The following is a 16,383-nucleotide window of genomic DNA, read 5'->3' on the forward strand; positions in this document are numbered from 1 at the left end:
CCCAGGCCGGCTCGTCTACGACCCTCAATGACGCACCCAACAACGGGGCTGGTTCTGCCAGCCCCGTTGTGTGTCTGTATGGCAAAGGCGTGGCCAAGGGATACGCCATCGGCCGCGCGGTCGTCATGGGTGCGGCGGCGCTGGAGGTCGCGCACTACCGCATCTCGCCCGAGGACGTGCCTGCCGAAAGCAGCCGGCTCACCGATGCCCTGGCTTCGGCGCAGCAGGAACTGCTGCAGCTGGCCGATACCTTGCCGGCCGACGCGCCGCGCGAGCTCGGCGCCATGCTCAACGTGCACAGCCTGCTATTGGGCGACCCGCTGCTGGCCGAGCAGACCCTGGCGCTGATTGCCGAACGCCACTACAACGCCGAATGGGCGCTGACGACGCAGGGGCAGATCCTGGGCCAGCAGTTCGACGCCATGGAAGACGAGTACCTGCGCGAGCGCGGGGCCGACGTGCGCCAGGTCATCGAACGGGTATTGCATGTGCTGGCTGGCACCTCGGCCATCCTGCCCGACATGTCCCACATGGGCGGCGACGACGCGTTGGTGGTCGTGGCCCACGATATTTCGCCCGCCGACATGCTGCGCCTGCGGGGCGGCCGCTTTGCCGCCTTCGTGACGGACCTGGGCGGTCCCACTTCGCATACCGCCATCGTGGCGCGCAGCATGGCCGTGCCAGCGGTGGTCGCCATGGGCAACGTGCGGGAACTGGTCCGCGACGGCGACATGCTGATCATCGACGGCGCAGCCGGCGCGGTGATCGTCAATCCGTCCAGCCGCATTCTCGAGGAATACCGCCGCCGCCAATCGGCCTATGCCGACGAGCGCGCCGAACTGAGCCTCCTGCGCGACGAGCCCTCGGTCACGCTGGATGGCATTGATGTGGTGCTGCACGCCAACATCGAACTGCCGGACGAGGCGGCGCTGGCATTGGCTTCCGGCGCGCACGGCATCGGCTTGTTCCGTAGCGAATTCCTCTTCATGGGGCGTCCGGACCTGCCGGGCGAAGAAGAGCAGTACGAAGCTTACTCGTCGGTGGTCAAGGTGATGGCCGGCCGGCCCGTCACGATCCGCACGCTGGACATCGGCTCGGACAAGACGCTGGATGGCGAGGCCACGGTGGCCACCAATCCCGCGCTCGGCCAGCGCGCCATCCGCTATTGCCTGGCGCGCCCGGAGATGTTCGCAACACAGCTGCGCGCCATCCTGCGGGCCTCGGCGCACGGGCCCGTGCGCCTGCTGATACCGATGATTGCGCACATGCACGAGGTGGTGGCGACCAAGGCGGCCATCGAATCGGCGCGGCGCGAACTGGACGCGCGCGGCCAGGCCTATGCGCCCCACATGGAAGTGGGCGCCATGGTCGAGGTGCCCGCCATCGCCATCGCCATCGAACCCTTTGCGCAGGCGCTGGACTTCCTGTCCATCGGCACCAACGACCTGATCCAGTACACGTTGGCGATCGATCGCGGCGACCACGACGTCGCGTCCCTGTACGATCCGCTGCATCCCGCGGTGTTGCGCCTGGTCGCGCACACCATCAATGCGGGCGAGCGTGCCGGCAAGCCGGTTGCCGTGTGCGGCGAGATGGCGGGGGATTCGCGCATGACCCGGCTGCTGCTGGGCCTGGGCCTGACCGAGTTCTCCATGCACCCTCAGCAACTGCTGGACGTCAAGCGCGAGGTCCGGCGCGCGCACTCCAACGCTTTGCGCGTGAAGGTGGCCAGCGCCCTGAACCGCGCCTTGCCGGTGGATCTGGACACGCTGGACCTGGCCTGAGGCGGTTCGTCGCTGCATCAAAAAAGGCGCCGGGGCAGAATGCCCCGGCGCCTTTTTTATCCCCGCCCACCTATGCCATCCGGTGGGGAGGGGTTCCAGGTTTAGCTGTGGTACGCCGATTCGCCGTGGCTGGTGACGTCCAGGCCTTCGCGCTCCTGATCTTCCGGCACGCGCATGCCGCACAGGGCGTTGGCGATCTTGTAGGCGATCCATGCCACCACGCCGGACCAGACGATGGTCAGCAGTACGCCTTCCAGCTGGACCCACAGTTGATGGCCGATCATGCCGGGCTCGGCCAGGCCGGGGCCGCCGAGGATCTGCGCATTGAACACGCCAGTCAACAGGGCGCCAACGATGCCGCCCACGCCATGCACGCCGAACACGTCCAGCGCGTCGTCGGCGCGCAGCAGGCGCTTCAGGCCGTTCACGCCCCAGACGCAGACGATGCCGGCGATGACGCCGATGACCAGCGCGCCCACGGGGCCCACCAGGCCGGCGGCCGGGGTGATGCCGACCAGGCCTGCGACGGCGCCCGAGGCGGCGCCCAGCATCGAGGGCTTGCCCTTTACGGCCCATTCGGTGAACAGCCAGGACAGCACGGCGCCGGCGGTCGCGATCATGGTGTTGAAGAAGGCCAGCGTGGCGTTTTCATTGGCGGCCAAGGCGGAGCCTGCATTGAACCCGAACCAGCCCACCCACAGCAGCGCCGCACCCACGAAGGTCATCGGCAGGTTGTGCGGCTGCATGGCTTCGCGGCCGTAGCCTACGCGCTTGCCCACCACGTAGGCGCCCACCAGGCCAGCCACGCCAGCGTTGATGTGCACCACGGTGCCGCCGGCGAAGTCCAGCGCGCCCTTCGCATTCAGCAGGCCTGGCGCCGTTTCGGACGCGAACCAGACCATGTGGGCGATCGGCACATAGGCGAAGGTGAACCAGATCACCGTGAACACCAGCACCGCCGAGAAGCGGGCGCGTTCGGCGAAGCTGCCCACGATCAGCGCGCAGGTGATGCCGGCGAACGTGGCCTGGAATGAGGCGAACAGCAGTTCGGTCAGCGAGTTCGACATGGCGTACTTGCCGTCGGACGGGGTGAACATGCCGGAGAAGAAGGCGCGCGACAGGCCGCCGAAGAAGGCGTTGCCCTCGGTGAAGGCAAGGGAATATCCGTAGATGAACCAGAGCACCAGGCCCAGCACGAACGTGCACAGCACTTGCAGCAACACGGACAGCACGTTCTTGCTGCGTACCAGGCCGCCATAGAACATCGCCAGACCGGGTACGGCCATCATCAATACAAGCAGGGTAGAGACGAGCAACCAGGAGATATCTGCTTTATCCATTTTCAGGCTCCATTGAGTCTTTATTTATTTACAGCGCAGCTTCGCCGGATTCACCCGTTCTGATGCGGATCACTTGTTCGAGCGGGGCGGCGAAGATCTTGCCGTCGCCGATCTTGCCGGTGCGGGCAGCCTGTTCGATGGCTTCAATGACCTGATCCACCAGATGGTCGGGCACGGCGGCCTCGACACGCAGCTTGGGCAGGAAATCGACGGCGTACTCGGCGCCGCGATACAGCTCGGTATGGCCCTTCTGGCGGCCGAATCCCTTTACTTCAGTGACGGTCAGGCCCTGGACGCCGATCCCGGATAGAGCCACCCGCACTTCGTCGAGCTTGAAGGGCTTGATGATGGCGATGATGAGTTTCATGGCATTTCCTCTCATGGTTGCACGTTGGCTTCGTCTATCAAGCAAATTCCATGCCATGTCGGATATGGCCCAGCGAAGGAGGTTGGCGCGCTCAAAGCGTGCTTGATTGCACCGGTTTGGTGCTTCATGCACCGCAAGTCAGCTTCAAGTTGGTGCGCAGCGCCAGCCCTTGGGGCAAGCAACAAAATATGTTTGGCGTCCGATATTTGTAGCAAATTGATGCGCGTTTTATTGCGTTTTATGTTGGCATATCAGCTTTTTTATCGAGTCATCGATGACTCGCCTGCTGCCCGCTGAGCCATATGCGGCGCGCCTTTGGCCTAAATCGGCAGACCGTTGGCGAGACGCAGAGGAGCGCCGGAATCGGCGCGGCCGGCGCGGTCTCGTGATACGAGGGTTTACACCCGTCGGCTTGTTGCCGAAGAGCGGCTGCAGAAGAATCGATAACAGTTCAAGCCTGTCCCCGAACAGGCTGGGCCGCAGGCGGAGTCTCCGCGTCGACGGATCTCCAAAAGAAAGCAGGAACGGGAAAGGGTAGTCATGAAAATCCACCGCAAGGCTTTCTGCACTTTGGTCCTGGCCGCGTCGCTTGCCGCGCTGGCCGGCTGCAACAAGAGCGAAGAAAAGGCCGCCACCGCACCTGCGCCCGCACCTGCGGCTCCCGCGGCGCCGCCTCCACCCGCGACTTCGCCTTCCTCGGCTGCTCCGGCGGCAGGCACTGCAGCGTCCGTTCCCGCCGAGTGCGAGGCCTACGTCGCCAAGATCAATGCCTGCATGGACAAGCTCGGCAGCGGCAACCCGGCTGCCGCCGCGATCAAGGAGCAGCTAGACGCGGCCAGGGCGCAATGGGGCGCGGTCAGCGACAAGACGCAGTTGGCGGCGCAATGCAAGCAGTCGTCGGATACGTTCACGCAGTCGGCAAGCCAGATGGGTTGCCCGTAACGATGTTGGTAGGGGGTTGCCGCCATGGCAGCCCGGTTTTCTCCTGTGCTTTGAAGGGCGGTCACCGCATGCGGCCCGCCCTCTTTTTTTGGATCGAGGCGGCCCTTTTTTTTGCGCGGTCAGTCCGGAAACGGCGTTCCGACGCACTACACTTGAGGCATCAAGAACACAGTGAGGCCGTCATGAACAATCGCACCCAATGGATGGAAGACATCCAGAAGAACATCTCCGACCTGATCGCCCGCAGTCCGGCCGCGGATGTGGAGCGCAATGTGCGCGCGATGATGACGCAGGCATTCTCCAAGCTGGATCTCGTCACGCGCGAGGAATTCGACGTCCAGGCCGACCTGCTGGCGCGCACCCGCGCCCGGGTGGACCAATTGGCCGCGCAGGTGCAGCAGCTGGAGTCGCGCTTGTCCGCGCTGGACAAGTAAGCGCTGGAGGCCGCATCTCGCGGCCGGCAGGAAATGCTTTCCGGAAACGGCCGCGATCAGCGGCCGTTTTCCATTTCCGCGTGCGCATCTGTGGTTGACGGGAGTGATGCTTCTGTCACGGCCGCCGCCGCGCGGGCCTCGCGTTTGCGGATACTGGCGGACCCAACTCTTGCTCGGAGGCCGCCTTGACGCTAGCCGTACTTGCCAGCCGCGCCCTGTGCGGCCTGGATGCCCACGCGGTGCGCGTGGAAACGCATCTGGGCCCGGGCCTGCCCAGCTTCAATGTGGTCGGCCTGCCCGATACCGAAGTGCGCGAAAGCCGCGAGCGCGTGCGCGCCGCCATCTTGAACAGTGGCTTCGAGTTCCCGCCCGGCAGGATCACGGTCAATCTTTCGCCCGCCGACATTCCCAAGGAGTCGGGGCGTTTCGACCTGCCGATCGCCCTGGGCCTGCTGCTGGCCTCCGGCCAGTTGGCCGCGCCGGCGGACGTTCGCGATCCGGAATCGCCCGTTCGGGATCCGGCCTTGGCCGACCTGGTGCTGGCCGGGGAGTTGTCCCTGACCGGCGCGTTGGTGCCGGTCGCGGCGCCGCTGGTCATCGCGCTGAGCGTCGCCCGGGAGGCGCCCGGCGCCACGCTCATCCTGCCTGCGGGCAGCGCCGAGCAGGCCGCCTGGGTTCCCGGGCTGCGCGTGCTGTCGGCGCGCACGCTGGCTGACGTGGCAGCGCACGCCACCGGTGCCAGCCTGTTGTCCAACGCCGTGCCCCGGCCCTGGCCGGCGGCTGCGCCCGGACCCTGCCTGTCGGATGTGCGGGGGCAGCCGGGGGCGCGGCGGGCTTTGGAGGTTGCTGCAGCGGGCGGACATAGCCTGTTGATGATAGGGCCGCCGGGAGCGGGCAAGAGCATGCTGGCGGCGCGCCTGCCGGGCCTGCTGCCGCCGCTGGCGCGCGGCGAGGCGTTGGAAGTGGCCGCCGTCGCCACACTGGCTGGCTTGTCCGACGCGCCCGTGGGGCAGCCCCCGTTCCGCGCGCCACACCATTCCGCCACGGCGGCGGCGCTGGTAGGCGGGGGGAGTCGTCCGCGTCCGGGCGAGATCAGCCTCGCGCATCATGGGGTGTTGTTTCTGGATGAGTTGCCAGAGTTCAGCCGCCGTACGTTGGAGGCCTTGCGGGAACCCCTAGAGACGGGCAGGGTGGTCATCGCGCGGGCGCTGCGCGCGGCGCAGTTTCCCGCCCGTTTCCAGTTGGTGGCGGCCATGAACCCGTGCCCTTGCGGGTGGCGCGGGCATCCCGGGCGGCCCTGCGCCTGCACGCCGGATCAGGTGGCGCGCTATGCAGGCAAGATATCGGGCCCGTTGCTGGACCGCATCGACCTGCACGTAGCCTTGCCGCCATCCGACCCCGAATGGATGGGCAAACCGCCGGGGGAGGCGTCCGGCCCGGTCCGGGAGCGCGTGGCGCGTTGCCGCCAGCGTCAGCAGGCCCGCCAGGGCAAGCCCAACGCCGCGCTGGCGGGGGCGGAACTGGACGAGCATTGCCGCCTGGACGACGAAGGCCAGGCCTTGCTGCTACAGGCCATGCGCCGCCTGTCGGGGTCGGCCCGCGCCATGCACCGTGCGCTGCGGGTGGCGCGTACGATCGCCGATCTGGAAGGGGAGGATGCCCTGGGGGCCCGCCATATTGCCCAGGCGGTGCAGTACCGGCGGCCGGGCGTATGACGCCCCTCTGTGGCGTTCGCCGCCCCTGGGGTTGCGCTTTGCCGGCTGGCTGGCTCGACAAAATGCGGGAAATCACCATATAATCAAAGGCTTTCCCGGATCTGGATCAGATTTGATCTGTTTCTGGGGAGAATCCGCCTGGCAGCAATGCTGGCGGAACGTACCCCGGAAATGCTTCGGATGTAATCCAGAAGTACCCCGGAAGTACCCCCAAGAAGTGGCAACAGGTCTCCAAGTTTTGCCGCCATGGAAGGTTTCATCGGCCGTCCATGCGTCAAGCACCTGGCGTCATGCATATCAACAATGAGTGTTTAGTTTAGGGAATCAACATGCCCAAGATGAAAACCAAGAAAAGCGCCTCCAAGCGCTTTAAGGTTCGCGGCAGCGGCTCCATCAAGCGCGGTCAGGCGTTCAAGCGCCACATTCTGACCAAGAAGACCACCAAGGCCAAGCGTCAACTGCGCGGCTCGGCAGCGGTCCATGACTCCAACGTGGCCTCCGTCAAGGCCATGATGCCTTTCGCTTGATCTAAGGGAGATCTACTATGCCTCGCGTCAAACGCGGCGTAACCGCCCGCGCACGTCACAAAAAAGTCATTGCCGCCGCCAAGGGTTACCGTGGCCGCCGCGGTAATGTGTTCCGTATTGCCAAGCAAGCAGTCATGCGCGCTGGCCAATACGCCTACCGCGACCGTCGTAACAAGAAGCGCACGTTCCGTGCTCTGTGGATCACGCGTATCAACGCCGCCGTCCGCGAACATGGCGTCAGCTACAGCGTGTTCATCGCCGGCCTGAAGAAGGCTTCGATCGAACTCGACCGCAAGGTTCTGGCCGACTTGGCCGTGCGCGACAAGGCCGGCTTTGCCGCCATCGTGCAGCAAGCCAAGGCTGCCTTGGCTGCCTGATCGCGCTTTAACTCATCGCGCATCGCTGCAAACGGGGCTGTAATGGCCCCGTTTGCGTTTTGAAGGCTGGATTTCATGACTCAAACGGTTGACGACCTGGTCTCCCAGGCGCAAGAACGCTTCGCCGCGGCCTCCGATGCCGCCGCGCTGGAAAATGCAAAGGCTCGGTTCCTGGGCAAGGAAGGCGCGCTGACGGTGCTGCTCAAAGCCCTCGGCAAGCTCGACCCGGAGCAGAAGCGCGAGATGGGCGCCCGGATCAATCAGGCCAAGCAAAGGGTCGAAGAGCTGCTGAACCTGCGCCGCGCGGCGCTGGCACAGGCTGAACTGGACGCCCGCCTGGCATCCGAAACCATTGACGTCACCCTCCCGGGCCGCGGCCGCGCGCCGGGCGGCATCCATCCGGTGATCCGGACCTGGGAACGCGTGGAAGAGATCTTCCGTTCCATAGGCTTCGACGTGGCCGACGGCCCCGAAGTGGAAAACGACTGGACCAATTTCACTGCTTTGAACAGCCCGCTGGACCATCCTGCGCGCTCCATGCATGACACGTTCTACGTCGACATGCAGGACGCCGAAGGCCAGCCGCTGCTGCTGCGCACGCACACCAGCCCCATGCAGGTGCGTTACGCCCGCATGCATAAGCCGCCCATCAAGGTCATCGCACCGGGCCGCACCTACCGCGTCGATAGCGACGCTACGCACTCGCCCATGTTCCACCAGGTGGAAGGGCTCTGGATCGCCGAGGACATTTCGTTCGCCGACCTGAAGGGCGTGTACACCGATTTCCTGCGCTGCTTCTTTGAAACCGACGACCTGGCCGTGCGTTTCCGCCCGTCGTTCTTCCCGTTCACGGAGCCGTCCGCCGAAATCGACATGATGTTCACCTCGGGGCCGAACCGCGGCCGCTGGCTGGAGATTTCCGGCTCGGGCCAGGTGCATCCGCAAGTGGTGCGCAACTTCGGCCTCGATCCCGAACGCTACATCGGCTTTGCCTTCGGTTCCGGACTTGAGCGCCTGACCATGTTGCGCTACGGCGTCAACGATCTGCGCCAGTTCTACGAAGGCGATTTGCGCTTCCTGCGCCAGTTCAACGAATAACAGACGGCTGATCATGCAATTTCCCGAATCCTGGCTGCGTACGCTGGTCAACCCCGCCATCGCCACCGAAGAACTTGCGCACCGGCTCACCATGGCCGGCCTGGAAGTCGAAGACACCGTGCCCGCCGCGCCCGCCTTCAGCGGCGTGGTCGTGGGCCACATCGTCGAAATCGCGCCCCATCCCGACGCCGACAAGCTGCGCGTCTGCAAAGTGGACGACGGCGCCGGCGAACTGCTGCAGATCGTGTGCGGCGCGCCCAACGCCGCTGCCGGCCTGAAGGTGCCGCTCGCGCGCGTCGGCGCCGAGCTGCCTGGCGGCATGAAGATCGGCGTGGCCAAGATGCGCGGCGTGCAGTCCTCGGGCATGTTGTGCTCGGCCCGCGAACTGGGACTGTCGCAAGACCATGCAGGCCTTTTGGAACTGCCCGCCGACATGACGCCGGGCCAGTCGATCCGCGAGGCGCTGAATCTGGACGACACGCTCTTCACGCTGAAGATGACGCCCAACCGCGCCGACTGCCTGTCCATCCTGGGCGTGGCGCGCGAAGTGGCCGCCCTGACCGGTGCGCCGCTGTCGGTACCCACCGCTGTCGCTGTGCCGGTCACGCTGGACGAGCGCCTGCCGGTCAAGGTCGAGGCGCCTGATCTGTGCGGCCGTTTTGGCGGCCGCGTGATCCGCGGCGTCAACGCCCGCGCAGCGACTCCCGAATGGATGAAGACGCGCCTGGAGCGCGCCGGCCAACGCTCGGTATCGGCGCTGGTGGACATCTCCAACTACGTCATGCTCGAACTGGGCCGTCCGTCGCACGTGTTCGACCTGGACAAGATCCGCGGCGACCTCAGCGTGCGCTGGGCCCGCGAAGGCGAAACGCTCGAACTGCTGAACGGCCAGACCGTCACGCTGGATTCGACGGTGGGCGTGGTGGTCGCTGGCGATCAGGTGGAGAGCCTGGCCGGCATCATGGGCGGCGAAGCCACCTCGGTCACGCTCGACACTCGCAACATCTATCTGGAAGCCGCGTTCTGGTGGCCGCAGTCGCTCGCCGGCCGCGCGCGCCGCTACAAGTTCAGCTCGGAAGCCAGCCACCGCGGCGAGCGCGGCGTGGACTACGCCACCATCCCCGAGCACATCGAATTCATCACGCGCCTGATCATTGACATCTGCGGCGGCGAAGCCGGTCCGCTGGATGACCAGATCATCAACTTGCCCAAGCGCGAGCCCGTGCGCATGCGCCTGGCGCGTTGCCACCGCGTGCTGGGCGTGCCCGTCACGCAAGCCGAAGTCGCCAAGATCTTCGGCAGCCTGGGGCTGGACTTCAAGATCGAGGGCGACGACTTCATCGTCACGCCGCCTTCCTACCGCTTCGATCTGGAACTTGAAGAAGACCTGATCGAGGAAGTGGCCCGTATCTACGGTTTCGAGAACATCCCCGTGGAGCCGCCGATGGCGCGCGCCAAGATGTTCTCGCAGCCGGAAATCCGTCGTGGCGCCCATGCGCTGCGTCGCCTGGCTGCCGCGCAGGACTACCAGGAAGTCGTGAACTACAGCTTCGTTGAAGCCGACTGGGAACGCGACTATGCCGGCAACGAAACGCCGGTGCGCCTGGTCAATCCGATCGCCAGCCATCTGTCGGTCATGCGCTCCAGCCTGATCGGCAGCCTGGTCGCCAACATCCGCCATAACGCCAACCGCAAGCAGACGCGCGTGCGTCTGTTCGAACTGGGCCGCGTGTTCATGCGCGATGCGTCCGTTCAGGACGGTCCGCTGGAAGTGGCCGGCGTGCGCCAGCCCATGAAGCTGGCCGGCGCGGCCTGGGGACCGGCCGTGGAAGAGCAGTGGGGCGTGGCGACCCGCCAGGTGGATTTCTATGATGTGAAGATGGATGTCGAGGCGCTGTTCGGCGCGCGAGGCAGCCGCCTGCGCTTCGAAGCCGCCTCGCATCCCGCCCTGCATCCGGGCCGCAACGCCCGCATCGAGCTGGACGGCAAGCATGTCGGCTGGATCGGCGAACTGCATCCGCGCTGGGCTCAGCAGGCCGACCTGGCGCATGCGCCCGTCGTGTTCGAACTGGACGCCGCAGCCTTGTCCGAAGGCGAACTGCCGCAAGTGCGCGAACTCTCGCGCCAGCCCATCGTGGTGCGCGACCTGGCGCTGTGGGTCGATGCCCACGTGTCGGCGCAATCCATGCTCGACACCGTCGCCGCGGTCGTGAAGGCGGATCCGCAACTGTCGGTGGTGCAGGACGCGCGCCTGTTCGACGTGTGGCGCGAGAAGGCCCACGGCAGCGAGCCCGTCACCGAGAAAAGCCTTGCTTTCCGTTTCTGGCTACAGGACACTGAGGTCACGCTGGACGAGGCCCGCGTGGCGGATTGCCTGGCACGCATCAAGGAAGCCTTGGTGGCTGCGCACGGCGCTCGCCAACGCGCTTGAACCATGGGGAACAGTATGCTTGCTGCCGAGCCGCGCACTCTGACCAAGGCTGAACTGGCCGAACTGCTCTTCGAGCGGGTCGGCCTGAACAAGCGCGAAGCCAAGGACATCGTCGATACCTTCTTCGAGGAAATCCGCGACGCCTTGGCGCGCGGTGATTCCGTCAAGCTCTCCGGCTTCGGCAACTTCCAGGTGCGCGACAAGCCGCCGCGTCCTGGCCGCAATCCCAAGACCGGCGAGACCATCCCCATCGCCGCGCGCCGCGTGGTCACTTTCCACGCAAGCCAGAAGCTCAAGAGCGTGGTGGAACAGGCCGCGCCCGCAGCACCCGACGCCGAGGAGTGATACGCTTTGTCGGCAATTGTTATCGGCACCTGACGCATCGCGGCATAAAATCCCCTTATGACACGTACCGAATCCACCGTTACCTTACCGCCCATTCCCGCCAAGCGTTACTTCACCATCGGTGAAGTCAGCGACCTGTGTGGCGTCAAGCCCCATGTCTTGCGGTATTGGGAACAGGAATTCACGCAGCTCAAGCCGGTGAAGCGGCGCGGCAACCGCCGCTACTACCAGCATCACGAAGTGCTGCTGATCCGCCGCATCCGCTCGCTGCTGTATGAGCAAGGCTTCACGATCAGCGGCGCGCGCAATCGCCTGGGCGATGCGCGCGACGTGCCGCATGATCAGGACGCGGCAGTGCGCCTGTCGGGCGCCGAGATGCAAGCCTTGCGCAATGAACTTGGCAACGTCTCGACGATGCTGGCCGAAGCCTTGGGCACGGCGGCAAACGCAGCAGGCGCAAGCGCCAGCAACGTCAGCCCTGCGGCCTGATCGTCGGCGCATCGTCTTCCCCATATGGTTTGAACGCAGTACCAGCAACGCGCGGCGCAAGCCGCGCGTTGCATTGAGCAGTACCTCGCGCAGCAATCATCGATGCGCATGCGGTTGATGCAATCGATGAACGCAGCGCGAAAATTTTTTTGAGTATTCAGCACTTTTTTTGCACGAATGCGTGCAAACAATTTTTTGTTCTGCTATACTCTTTTTCTTTCGGGGCGTAGCGCAGCCTGGTAGCGCACTTGCATGGGGTGCAAGGGGTCGCGAGTTCGAATCCCGCCGTCCCGACCAGTAGTTCCAAAGGCCGTCAGTGAGAAATCACTGACGGCCTTTTCATTTTTGTTGGCCTGATTTCAGCGAGCGCGGTGCAAGCGCGTTATGCCAATGGCTGATAAAAAACTGCCGGCGTAAAGCGGCACCCTGGCAAAGTGTCAGCCATGGAAAAAGCCACCCGCAGGTGGCTTTGTTTTTTCCGATCAGCTCCGATACTCCAGATGGATCAACGGGTAGGCCCTGCCTTGATCATCAAGCGGCGAACGGCCCGTGCGCTTGAAGCCCATCCTTTCATAGAAGCCCACCGCCTGGCCGTTCTGTTCATTGACGTCCGTCGTCATGTTGGGATGGAGGGATAGGCCGTGCCGCACCAGCGCGGCGCCTATGCCGGTTCCGCGGCAGGCGGGATCGACGAACAGCGCTTGCATGTGGCCGTTGTCGATGAGCATGAATGCCTGGGGGTAGTCGCGGGCGTCGACCGCAAGCCAGAGCGGCACTTGCGGGAGAAAACCGCACACCATCTCGTCGATGGCCTGGCGATCCTCGGGTGAAAGAAAGTCGTGCGTGGCGTCTACCGCGCTGCGCCAGATTTCGACTGCGCGCGCGCCTTCGTCGGGGCGGGAGGTTCTTATCGTAATCATCCTCGCAGCGTATTTGATTTCTTTCTGCGGCGTCAAATTGACGAACCCGAATGGGTACACTGGGACGCTCTTCGACTAGGAAAAGAAATGGCGCAACAGAATGCCGTGAAGAACAAGGCGCGTCGTCGCATGCCTGACGGCCGCCGCTTTTGGTTTATCAGCCTGCTGGGCATCATTGTGACCTGCAGCCCAGATATCCTAGATGCATTGCGAGGCCAATTCGGGCCGGCGCAACGGCTGGTGATCCCGGCGCTGCTGCTGTATTGGCTGTATCGGGGCAGCGAATGGGCGCGCTGGATCTTGATGGTCCTGCTGCTCGGCATCGGTGCGATGAATCTCTACCTGCTGACGGGCATGCTCAAGTATTCCGCCCATCTGTGGTTGCATGCTTACGTCGCCAGCGCTGCGATGGTCCTGACCGGGTTCTATCTGGCATTGGCGAAGAAGGACTTCACGCGTTACTGCAGCCATGTCGCTGTGCGAAACGCCCGCAAGGCAGCCGCGCGGCAGGCGGAACCTCGTTAAACGCCAGATTGGAAACGTGGAGTGGGAGGAAGTGCCGGTGCTGTACGTGGTCTTGTGGAGCGTGTTGGCGCTAGCTGCATTCACTGGCAGCCTGTTCGTCTTCTGGACGCGGCCGTTCCAGTTCAAGGAGCAGGGCGCGGGGCCGGACTATCGGCCGTCTGCCGGTATCGCAGGGGCCTTGATGACGATCGCCGTTCTCGCGCTGGTGATTGCGCTGACCGTATGACCGCGATCGGTTACGCGCCTGAATGGTATAAGTGCGCGGCAGCGTATTGCGGTGCGATTGACGGTCAGTGATAACTCCAGGCGGTATGCGGATGAAAGTCATGAGAAGTCTTGCGGTGCTCCTTTTGCTGGCGCTACAGACGGCCAGCGCTGTCGCTGAAACGCAAGCGGACACGTCGATCTCGAGTGTGGTGGAGGGCGGCCGCTGGACCGACGGCGCGGCCACGGGCGCGTACCGGATCGTCGTGGAAGAGGTCGGGTTCGAGCACGTCAGCTGCCGCATACGGATTCAATGGGTCGCTTCCACGGCCGCTGGCCGTCCCGCCAAGCTCGTCGCGGAACAGACCTTCGCGGAACTCTCGACCACTTTCTGGAGTTGCGGGCAGGGCAAGCAGAGCGTGGTTGTCGCCGGTAATGTGCTGAAAGTGCAGGCCACGCACGCGTATTCCGGTGAGCCATGCACCTTTACGGCAAAGCTCGGCAAGCCGGGCCGATATCAATACGAAGGGTGCAGCAACGAGAAGCCGGCGATCAAGGTTGGCGGTTGAGTAACGCACCCCAGCGGTACATCGCGCACCGCGAGCTCGTGCGACGTCACGCATGGCTTGGTTAAGATAAAGCCCACTCTTCGATATGCCTACTTGATGCCTCCATTCCAACGCACGTCCCTGCTCAAAAGAATATTCGCCAGCAAGATCACGCTTCTGCTGATTGCCTGCAATGTCGCGGTGTACGGCGTGGCGGGATTTTTAGACTCGCGCGCGTTCGAGAGCCTGAGCCAAACCTCGTTCCTGATCGATTGGGGCGGCAACGTACCGGCCTTGACCTTGTCCGGGGAATACTGGCGCCTGTTCACCAGCATGTTCCTGCACATCGGCTTCCTGCACCTGGCAATCAACATGCTGGCGCTGTGGTCGCTGGGGATCATCCTGGAGGCGCGCATGCGTTCCGGGGTGTTCCTGGGCGTGTATCTGCTGTCGGGCCTATGTGGCAGCCTGGTCACCGCGTTATGGCATCGCGACGAGTTTTTCCTGAGCTGCGGGGCGTCTGGCGCAATCCTGGGCATTTTCGGGGCCGCGATCGTTTACGGCTTGCATGACCGGCGTATGGGCCGGCCCCACATCCCGCCCGGCAATCTGCTGTTCAGCCTGGTGCTGACCTTTGGCGCGGGCTTCGCGTTCGACGTCGACAATGCGGCGCACCTGGGCGGCTTGCTGTCGGGAGCGCTGCTCGCGGGCATCGCGCTGTATGCCGAGCGCTTGCGGCCCGTAACGGCGGCGGTGGTCCTGGCCGCGACGGGCACGCTCAGCGCCGTGGCGCTGGCCGCGGTGACGCTCGGCAATCATGACCGCGGCATGCAGGAACAGCTTGCCGCCGCGCAGTTTGGCCGCACGCTGGGAAAAATGGGATTGCTGGGCTCGGATCGGGCGCTGTGGAAAGCGTCGTCGCTGGATGAGTGCATTGCCGGCGCGTTGTCCGCCGCTGTGCGCGATGGATCGCGAGCGCCGGATCTGCGAGGTTGCGCGAAACCCGGAGACAGGGATCAGGCGCTGTTGGCAAGGTTCATGCCGCTGCAGTACCAAAGCTGCCATGCGCAGATCGCAGGGTTGCGCAAACTCTACCCGGATGCCGCCCTGCAAGAGGCATTGACCGCGGCGGACCAGTACTGCGGAGTTCAAGCGCAGATCTATGGCGCGATCTTTCAAGCAGACGGCGCCGAACTCGATCTGGAAAAGGCGCGCCAGGCGCGTTTGAAGATGAACTTCCTGCTCGACGAGCGGGGCATGTACCGGACGGATTCAGCGCCATTGCGGGCGCAGGCAAACGCCATGAAGCGCATGCTCCGCCGCCCGGGCGAGCTGGCCTGGGCAATCATCGGGCGCTCGGGTTGCCCATACTGGAGCTGCGAGAGGTAGCGCGGGCTGCGGCGTGCCGCGCTTCACACCAGACGGCGGCTGGGGTCCGCGACGTGGGTCGTGACGATGTCGATAAACCGCTCGAGCGGCGCCGACTGGTTGTCGGCCCGCCAGACCAGCTCCCAATGCTGGACCACGTCCAGATCGGGCAGCTCCTTGAAGGCAACGGTGGGCGGCGCGGCCCGTGTGGCCGAGTCGGGCAGAACGGTGCAGCCCAAGCCCGCGGCGACCAGGGTGAGCATCGATCCGACATCCACGCCCTGTATCGATGAGCGGGGCACGAACCCGGCCTTGAAAAAGCAATGGATCAGCCTGTCATGCCAGACAGGCGCTGCATTGCGCGGCAGCCAGATGAAGTCCCGGCCGGCCAGTTCGCGCAAGGACGCCGGGCCGTCATTGTCCCAGTGCCAGTCCGCGGGATAGGCGACCAGCATCTTCTCGGAGTAGATGGGGATGCCTTTGAACGCGGGATCGTCGAGCGGCCTGAACAGCGTGAATCCCGCGTCCAGCCTGCCTGTGGGCAGTAGTTCGATCTGCGCATCCGAAAGCAGATGACTGAGTGTCAACGAGACCCCCGGGGCTTCCCGGCGGAATCGCCGCAGCGCATCGGCGAGCAGGGAACGCAACGTCAGCATGACCGGCAGGGCGATGGTCAGGTGACCGATCTCACCGCGTCCCGCGCGCTGCGCGCGCTCCATGGCCGCGGTCGCGTCGCCCAGCAGGCGGTTGGCGTCCAGGAGCAACTGCTTGCCCGCTTCGGTCAGATGGACGCCTCGGGTGGTTCGTTCAAAAACGGCGGTGCCCAGCTCTTCTTCCAATGCCTGGATCTGCCGGGTCAATGCCGGCTGGGCGATATGCACCGACTGAGCCGCGAGGCTGATGCTGCCGCATTCGGCGACGGCAACGAAGTAGCGCAATTGCCGCAGATCCATGGCTATACCTTATTAG

Annotated in this window: 18 protein-coding genes and 1 tRNA gene; 15 read left to right on the forward strand and 4 right to left on the reverse strand. The window is 64.6% G+C overall.

All coding sequences use genetic code 11. The features are described 5' to 3' along the window. Positions 1-74: 74 nt before the first annotated feature. On the forward strand, positions 75-1,784 hold the full coding sequence (gene ptsP / locus IB257_RS25535; RefSeq protein ID WP_054458308.1) for a phosphoenolpyruvate--protein phosphotransferase: 1,710 nt from the start codon (positions 75-77) through the stop codon (positions 1,782-1,784). 101 nt (positions 1,785-1,885) lie between these two features. On the opposite strand, the gene amt is transcribed toward ptsP, so the two are convergent. Continuing rightward, positions 1,886-3,124, reverse strand: a complete 1,239-nt coding sequence (gene amt / locus IB257_RS25540) for an ammonium transporter (RefSeq protein WP_013392915.1) — start codon at positions 3,122-3,124, stop codon at positions 1,886-1,888. A gap of 28 nt (positions 3,125-3,152) precedes the next feature. Continuing rightward, positions 3,153-3,491 carry a P-II family nitrogen regulator gene (locus IB257_RS25545; protein ID WP_054458254.1) on the reverse strand — a complete coding sequence of 113 codons (339 nt, stop codon included), beginning with the start codon at positions 3,489-3,491 and terminating at the stop codon, positions 3,153-3,155. A 540-nt stretch (positions 3,492-4,031) separates the two neighbouring features. Here IB257_RS25545 and IB257_RS25550 point away from each other — a divergent pair. The 10 genes from IB257_RS25550 to IB257_RS25595 all read left to right on the forward strand — a co-directional run bounded on the left by IB257_RS25550 (position 4,032) and on the right by IB257_RS25595 (position 12,146). Next, complete coding sequence (locus IB257_RS25550; protein ID WP_175182140.1) at positions 4,032-4,433, forward strand: DUF5339 family protein; 402 nt, start codon at positions 4,032-4,034, stop codon at positions 4,431-4,433. Positions 4,434-4,615: 182 nt separating this feature from the next. After that, a complete protein-coding gene (locus IB257_RS25555; protein WP_054458252.1) occupies positions 4,616-4,867 on the forward strand; it encodes an accessory factor UbiK family protein in 252 nt (83 codons plus the stop codon). A gap of 185 nt (positions 4,868-5,052) precedes the next feature. Further along, positions 5,053-6,582 (forward strand): YifB family Mg chelatase-like AAA ATPase, encoded by a 1,530-nt coding sequence (locus IB257_RS25560; protein ID WP_192493013.1) that lies wholly within the window; start codon positions 5,053-5,055, stop codon positions 6,580-6,582. A gap of 329 nt (positions 6,583-6,911) precedes the next feature. Next, a complete protein-coding gene (gene rpmI / locus IB257_RS25565) occupies positions 6,912-7,109 on the forward strand; it encodes a 50S ribosomal protein L35 (RefSeq protein WP_008159912.1) in 198 nt (65 codons plus the stop codon). A 17-nt stretch (positions 7,110-7,126) separates the two neighbouring features. Further along, a complete protein-coding gene (gene rplT / locus IB257_RS25570; RefSeq protein WP_006218741.1) occupies positions 7,127-7,486 on the forward strand; it encodes a 50S ribosomal protein L20 in 360 nt (119 codons plus the stop codon). Positions 7,487-7,561: 75 nt separating this feature from the next. Further along, complete coding sequence (pheS, locus tag IB257_RS25575; RefSeq protein WP_054458250.1) at positions 7,562-8,584, forward strand: phenylalanine--tRNA ligase subunit alpha; 1,023 nt, start codon at positions 7,562-7,564, stop codon at positions 8,582-8,584. A gap of 13 nt (positions 8,585-8,597) precedes the next feature. Further along, the gene (pheT, locus tag IB257_RS25580) at positions 8,598-11,015 is read left to right on the forward strand and encodes a phenylalanine--tRNA ligase subunit beta (RefSeq protein WP_192493014.1); all 2,418 of its coding nucleotides are present in this window, start codon (positions 8,598-8,600) and stop codon (positions 11,013-11,015) included. A 3-nt stretch (positions 11,016-11,018) separates the two neighbouring features. After that, positions 11,019-11,360, forward strand: a complete 342-nt coding sequence (locus IB257_RS25585; RefSeq protein ID WP_054458248.1) for an integration host factor subunit alpha — start codon at positions 11,019-11,021, stop codon at positions 11,358-11,360. Between the two features lie 57 nt (positions 11,361-11,417). Further along, the gene (locus IB257_RS25590; RefSeq protein ID WP_054458247.1) at positions 11,418-11,849 is read left to right on the forward strand and encodes a MerR family transcriptional regulator; all 432 of its coding nucleotides are present in this window, start codon (positions 11,418-11,420) and stop codon (positions 11,847-11,849) included. Between the two features lie 220 nt (positions 11,850-12,069). Continuing rightward, positions 12,070-12,146 (forward strand) — tRNA-Pro (locus IB257_RS25595). 185 nt (positions 12,147-12,331) lie between these two features. Here the strand turns inward: IB257_RS25595 and IB257_RS25600 are convergent. Next, on the reverse strand, positions 12,332-12,769 hold the full coding sequence (locus tag IB257_RS25600) for an acetyltransferase (RefSeq protein ID WP_054458246.1): 438 nt from the start codon (positions 12,767-12,769) through the stop codon (positions 12,332-12,334). A gap of 87 nt (positions 12,770-12,856) precedes the next feature. On the opposite strand from IB257_RS25600, the gene IB257_RS25605 reads away from it, so the two are divergent. The 4 genes from IB257_RS25605 to IB257_RS25620 all read left to right on the forward strand — a co-directional run bounded on the left by IB257_RS25605 (position 12,857) and on the right by IB257_RS25620 (position 15,435). Continuing rightward, positions 12,857-13,294 carry a hypothetical protein gene (locus IB257_RS25605; RefSeq protein ID WP_119451627.1) on the forward strand — a complete coding sequence of 146 codons (438 nt, stop codon included), beginning with the start codon at positions 12,857-12,859 and terminating at the stop codon, positions 13,292-13,294. Between the two features lie 37 nt (positions 13,295-13,331). After that, positions 13,332-13,520 (forward strand): hypothetical protein, encoded by a 189-nt coding sequence (locus tag IB257_RS25610; protein ID WP_054458306.1) that lies wholly within the window; start codon positions 13,332-13,334, stop codon positions 13,518-13,520. A 100-nt stretch (positions 13,521-13,620) separates the two neighbouring features. Further along, a complete protein-coding gene (locus tag IB257_RS25615; RefSeq protein ID WP_192493015.1) occupies positions 13,621-14,067 on the forward strand; it encodes a hypothetical protein in 447 nt (148 codons plus the stop codon). Between the two features lie 180 nt (positions 14,068-14,247). Next, on the forward strand, positions 14,248-15,435 hold the full coding sequence (locus tag IB257_RS25620; RefSeq protein WP_192493016.1) for a rhomboid family intramembrane serine protease: 1,188 nt from the start codon (positions 14,248-14,250) through the stop codon (positions 15,433-15,435). A gap of 23 nt (positions 15,436-15,458) precedes the next feature. Here IB257_RS25620 and IB257_RS25625 read toward each other — a convergent pair whose 3' ends face one another. Next, positions 15,459-16,367, reverse strand: coding sequence for a LysR family transcriptional regulator (locus tag IB257_RS25625; protein ID WP_054458242.1), 909 nt, complete (start codon positions 16,365-16,367; stop codon positions 15,459-15,461). Between the last annotated feature and the right edge of the window lie 16 nt (positions 16,368-16,383).

The organism is Achromobacter sp. ACM03 (assembly GCF_014851665.1).
In the GTDB taxonomy this organism is placed as follows: domain Bacteria; phylum Pseudomonadota; class Gammaproteobacteria; order Burkholderiales; family Burkholderiaceae_B; genus Achromobacter; species Achromobacter aegrifaciens.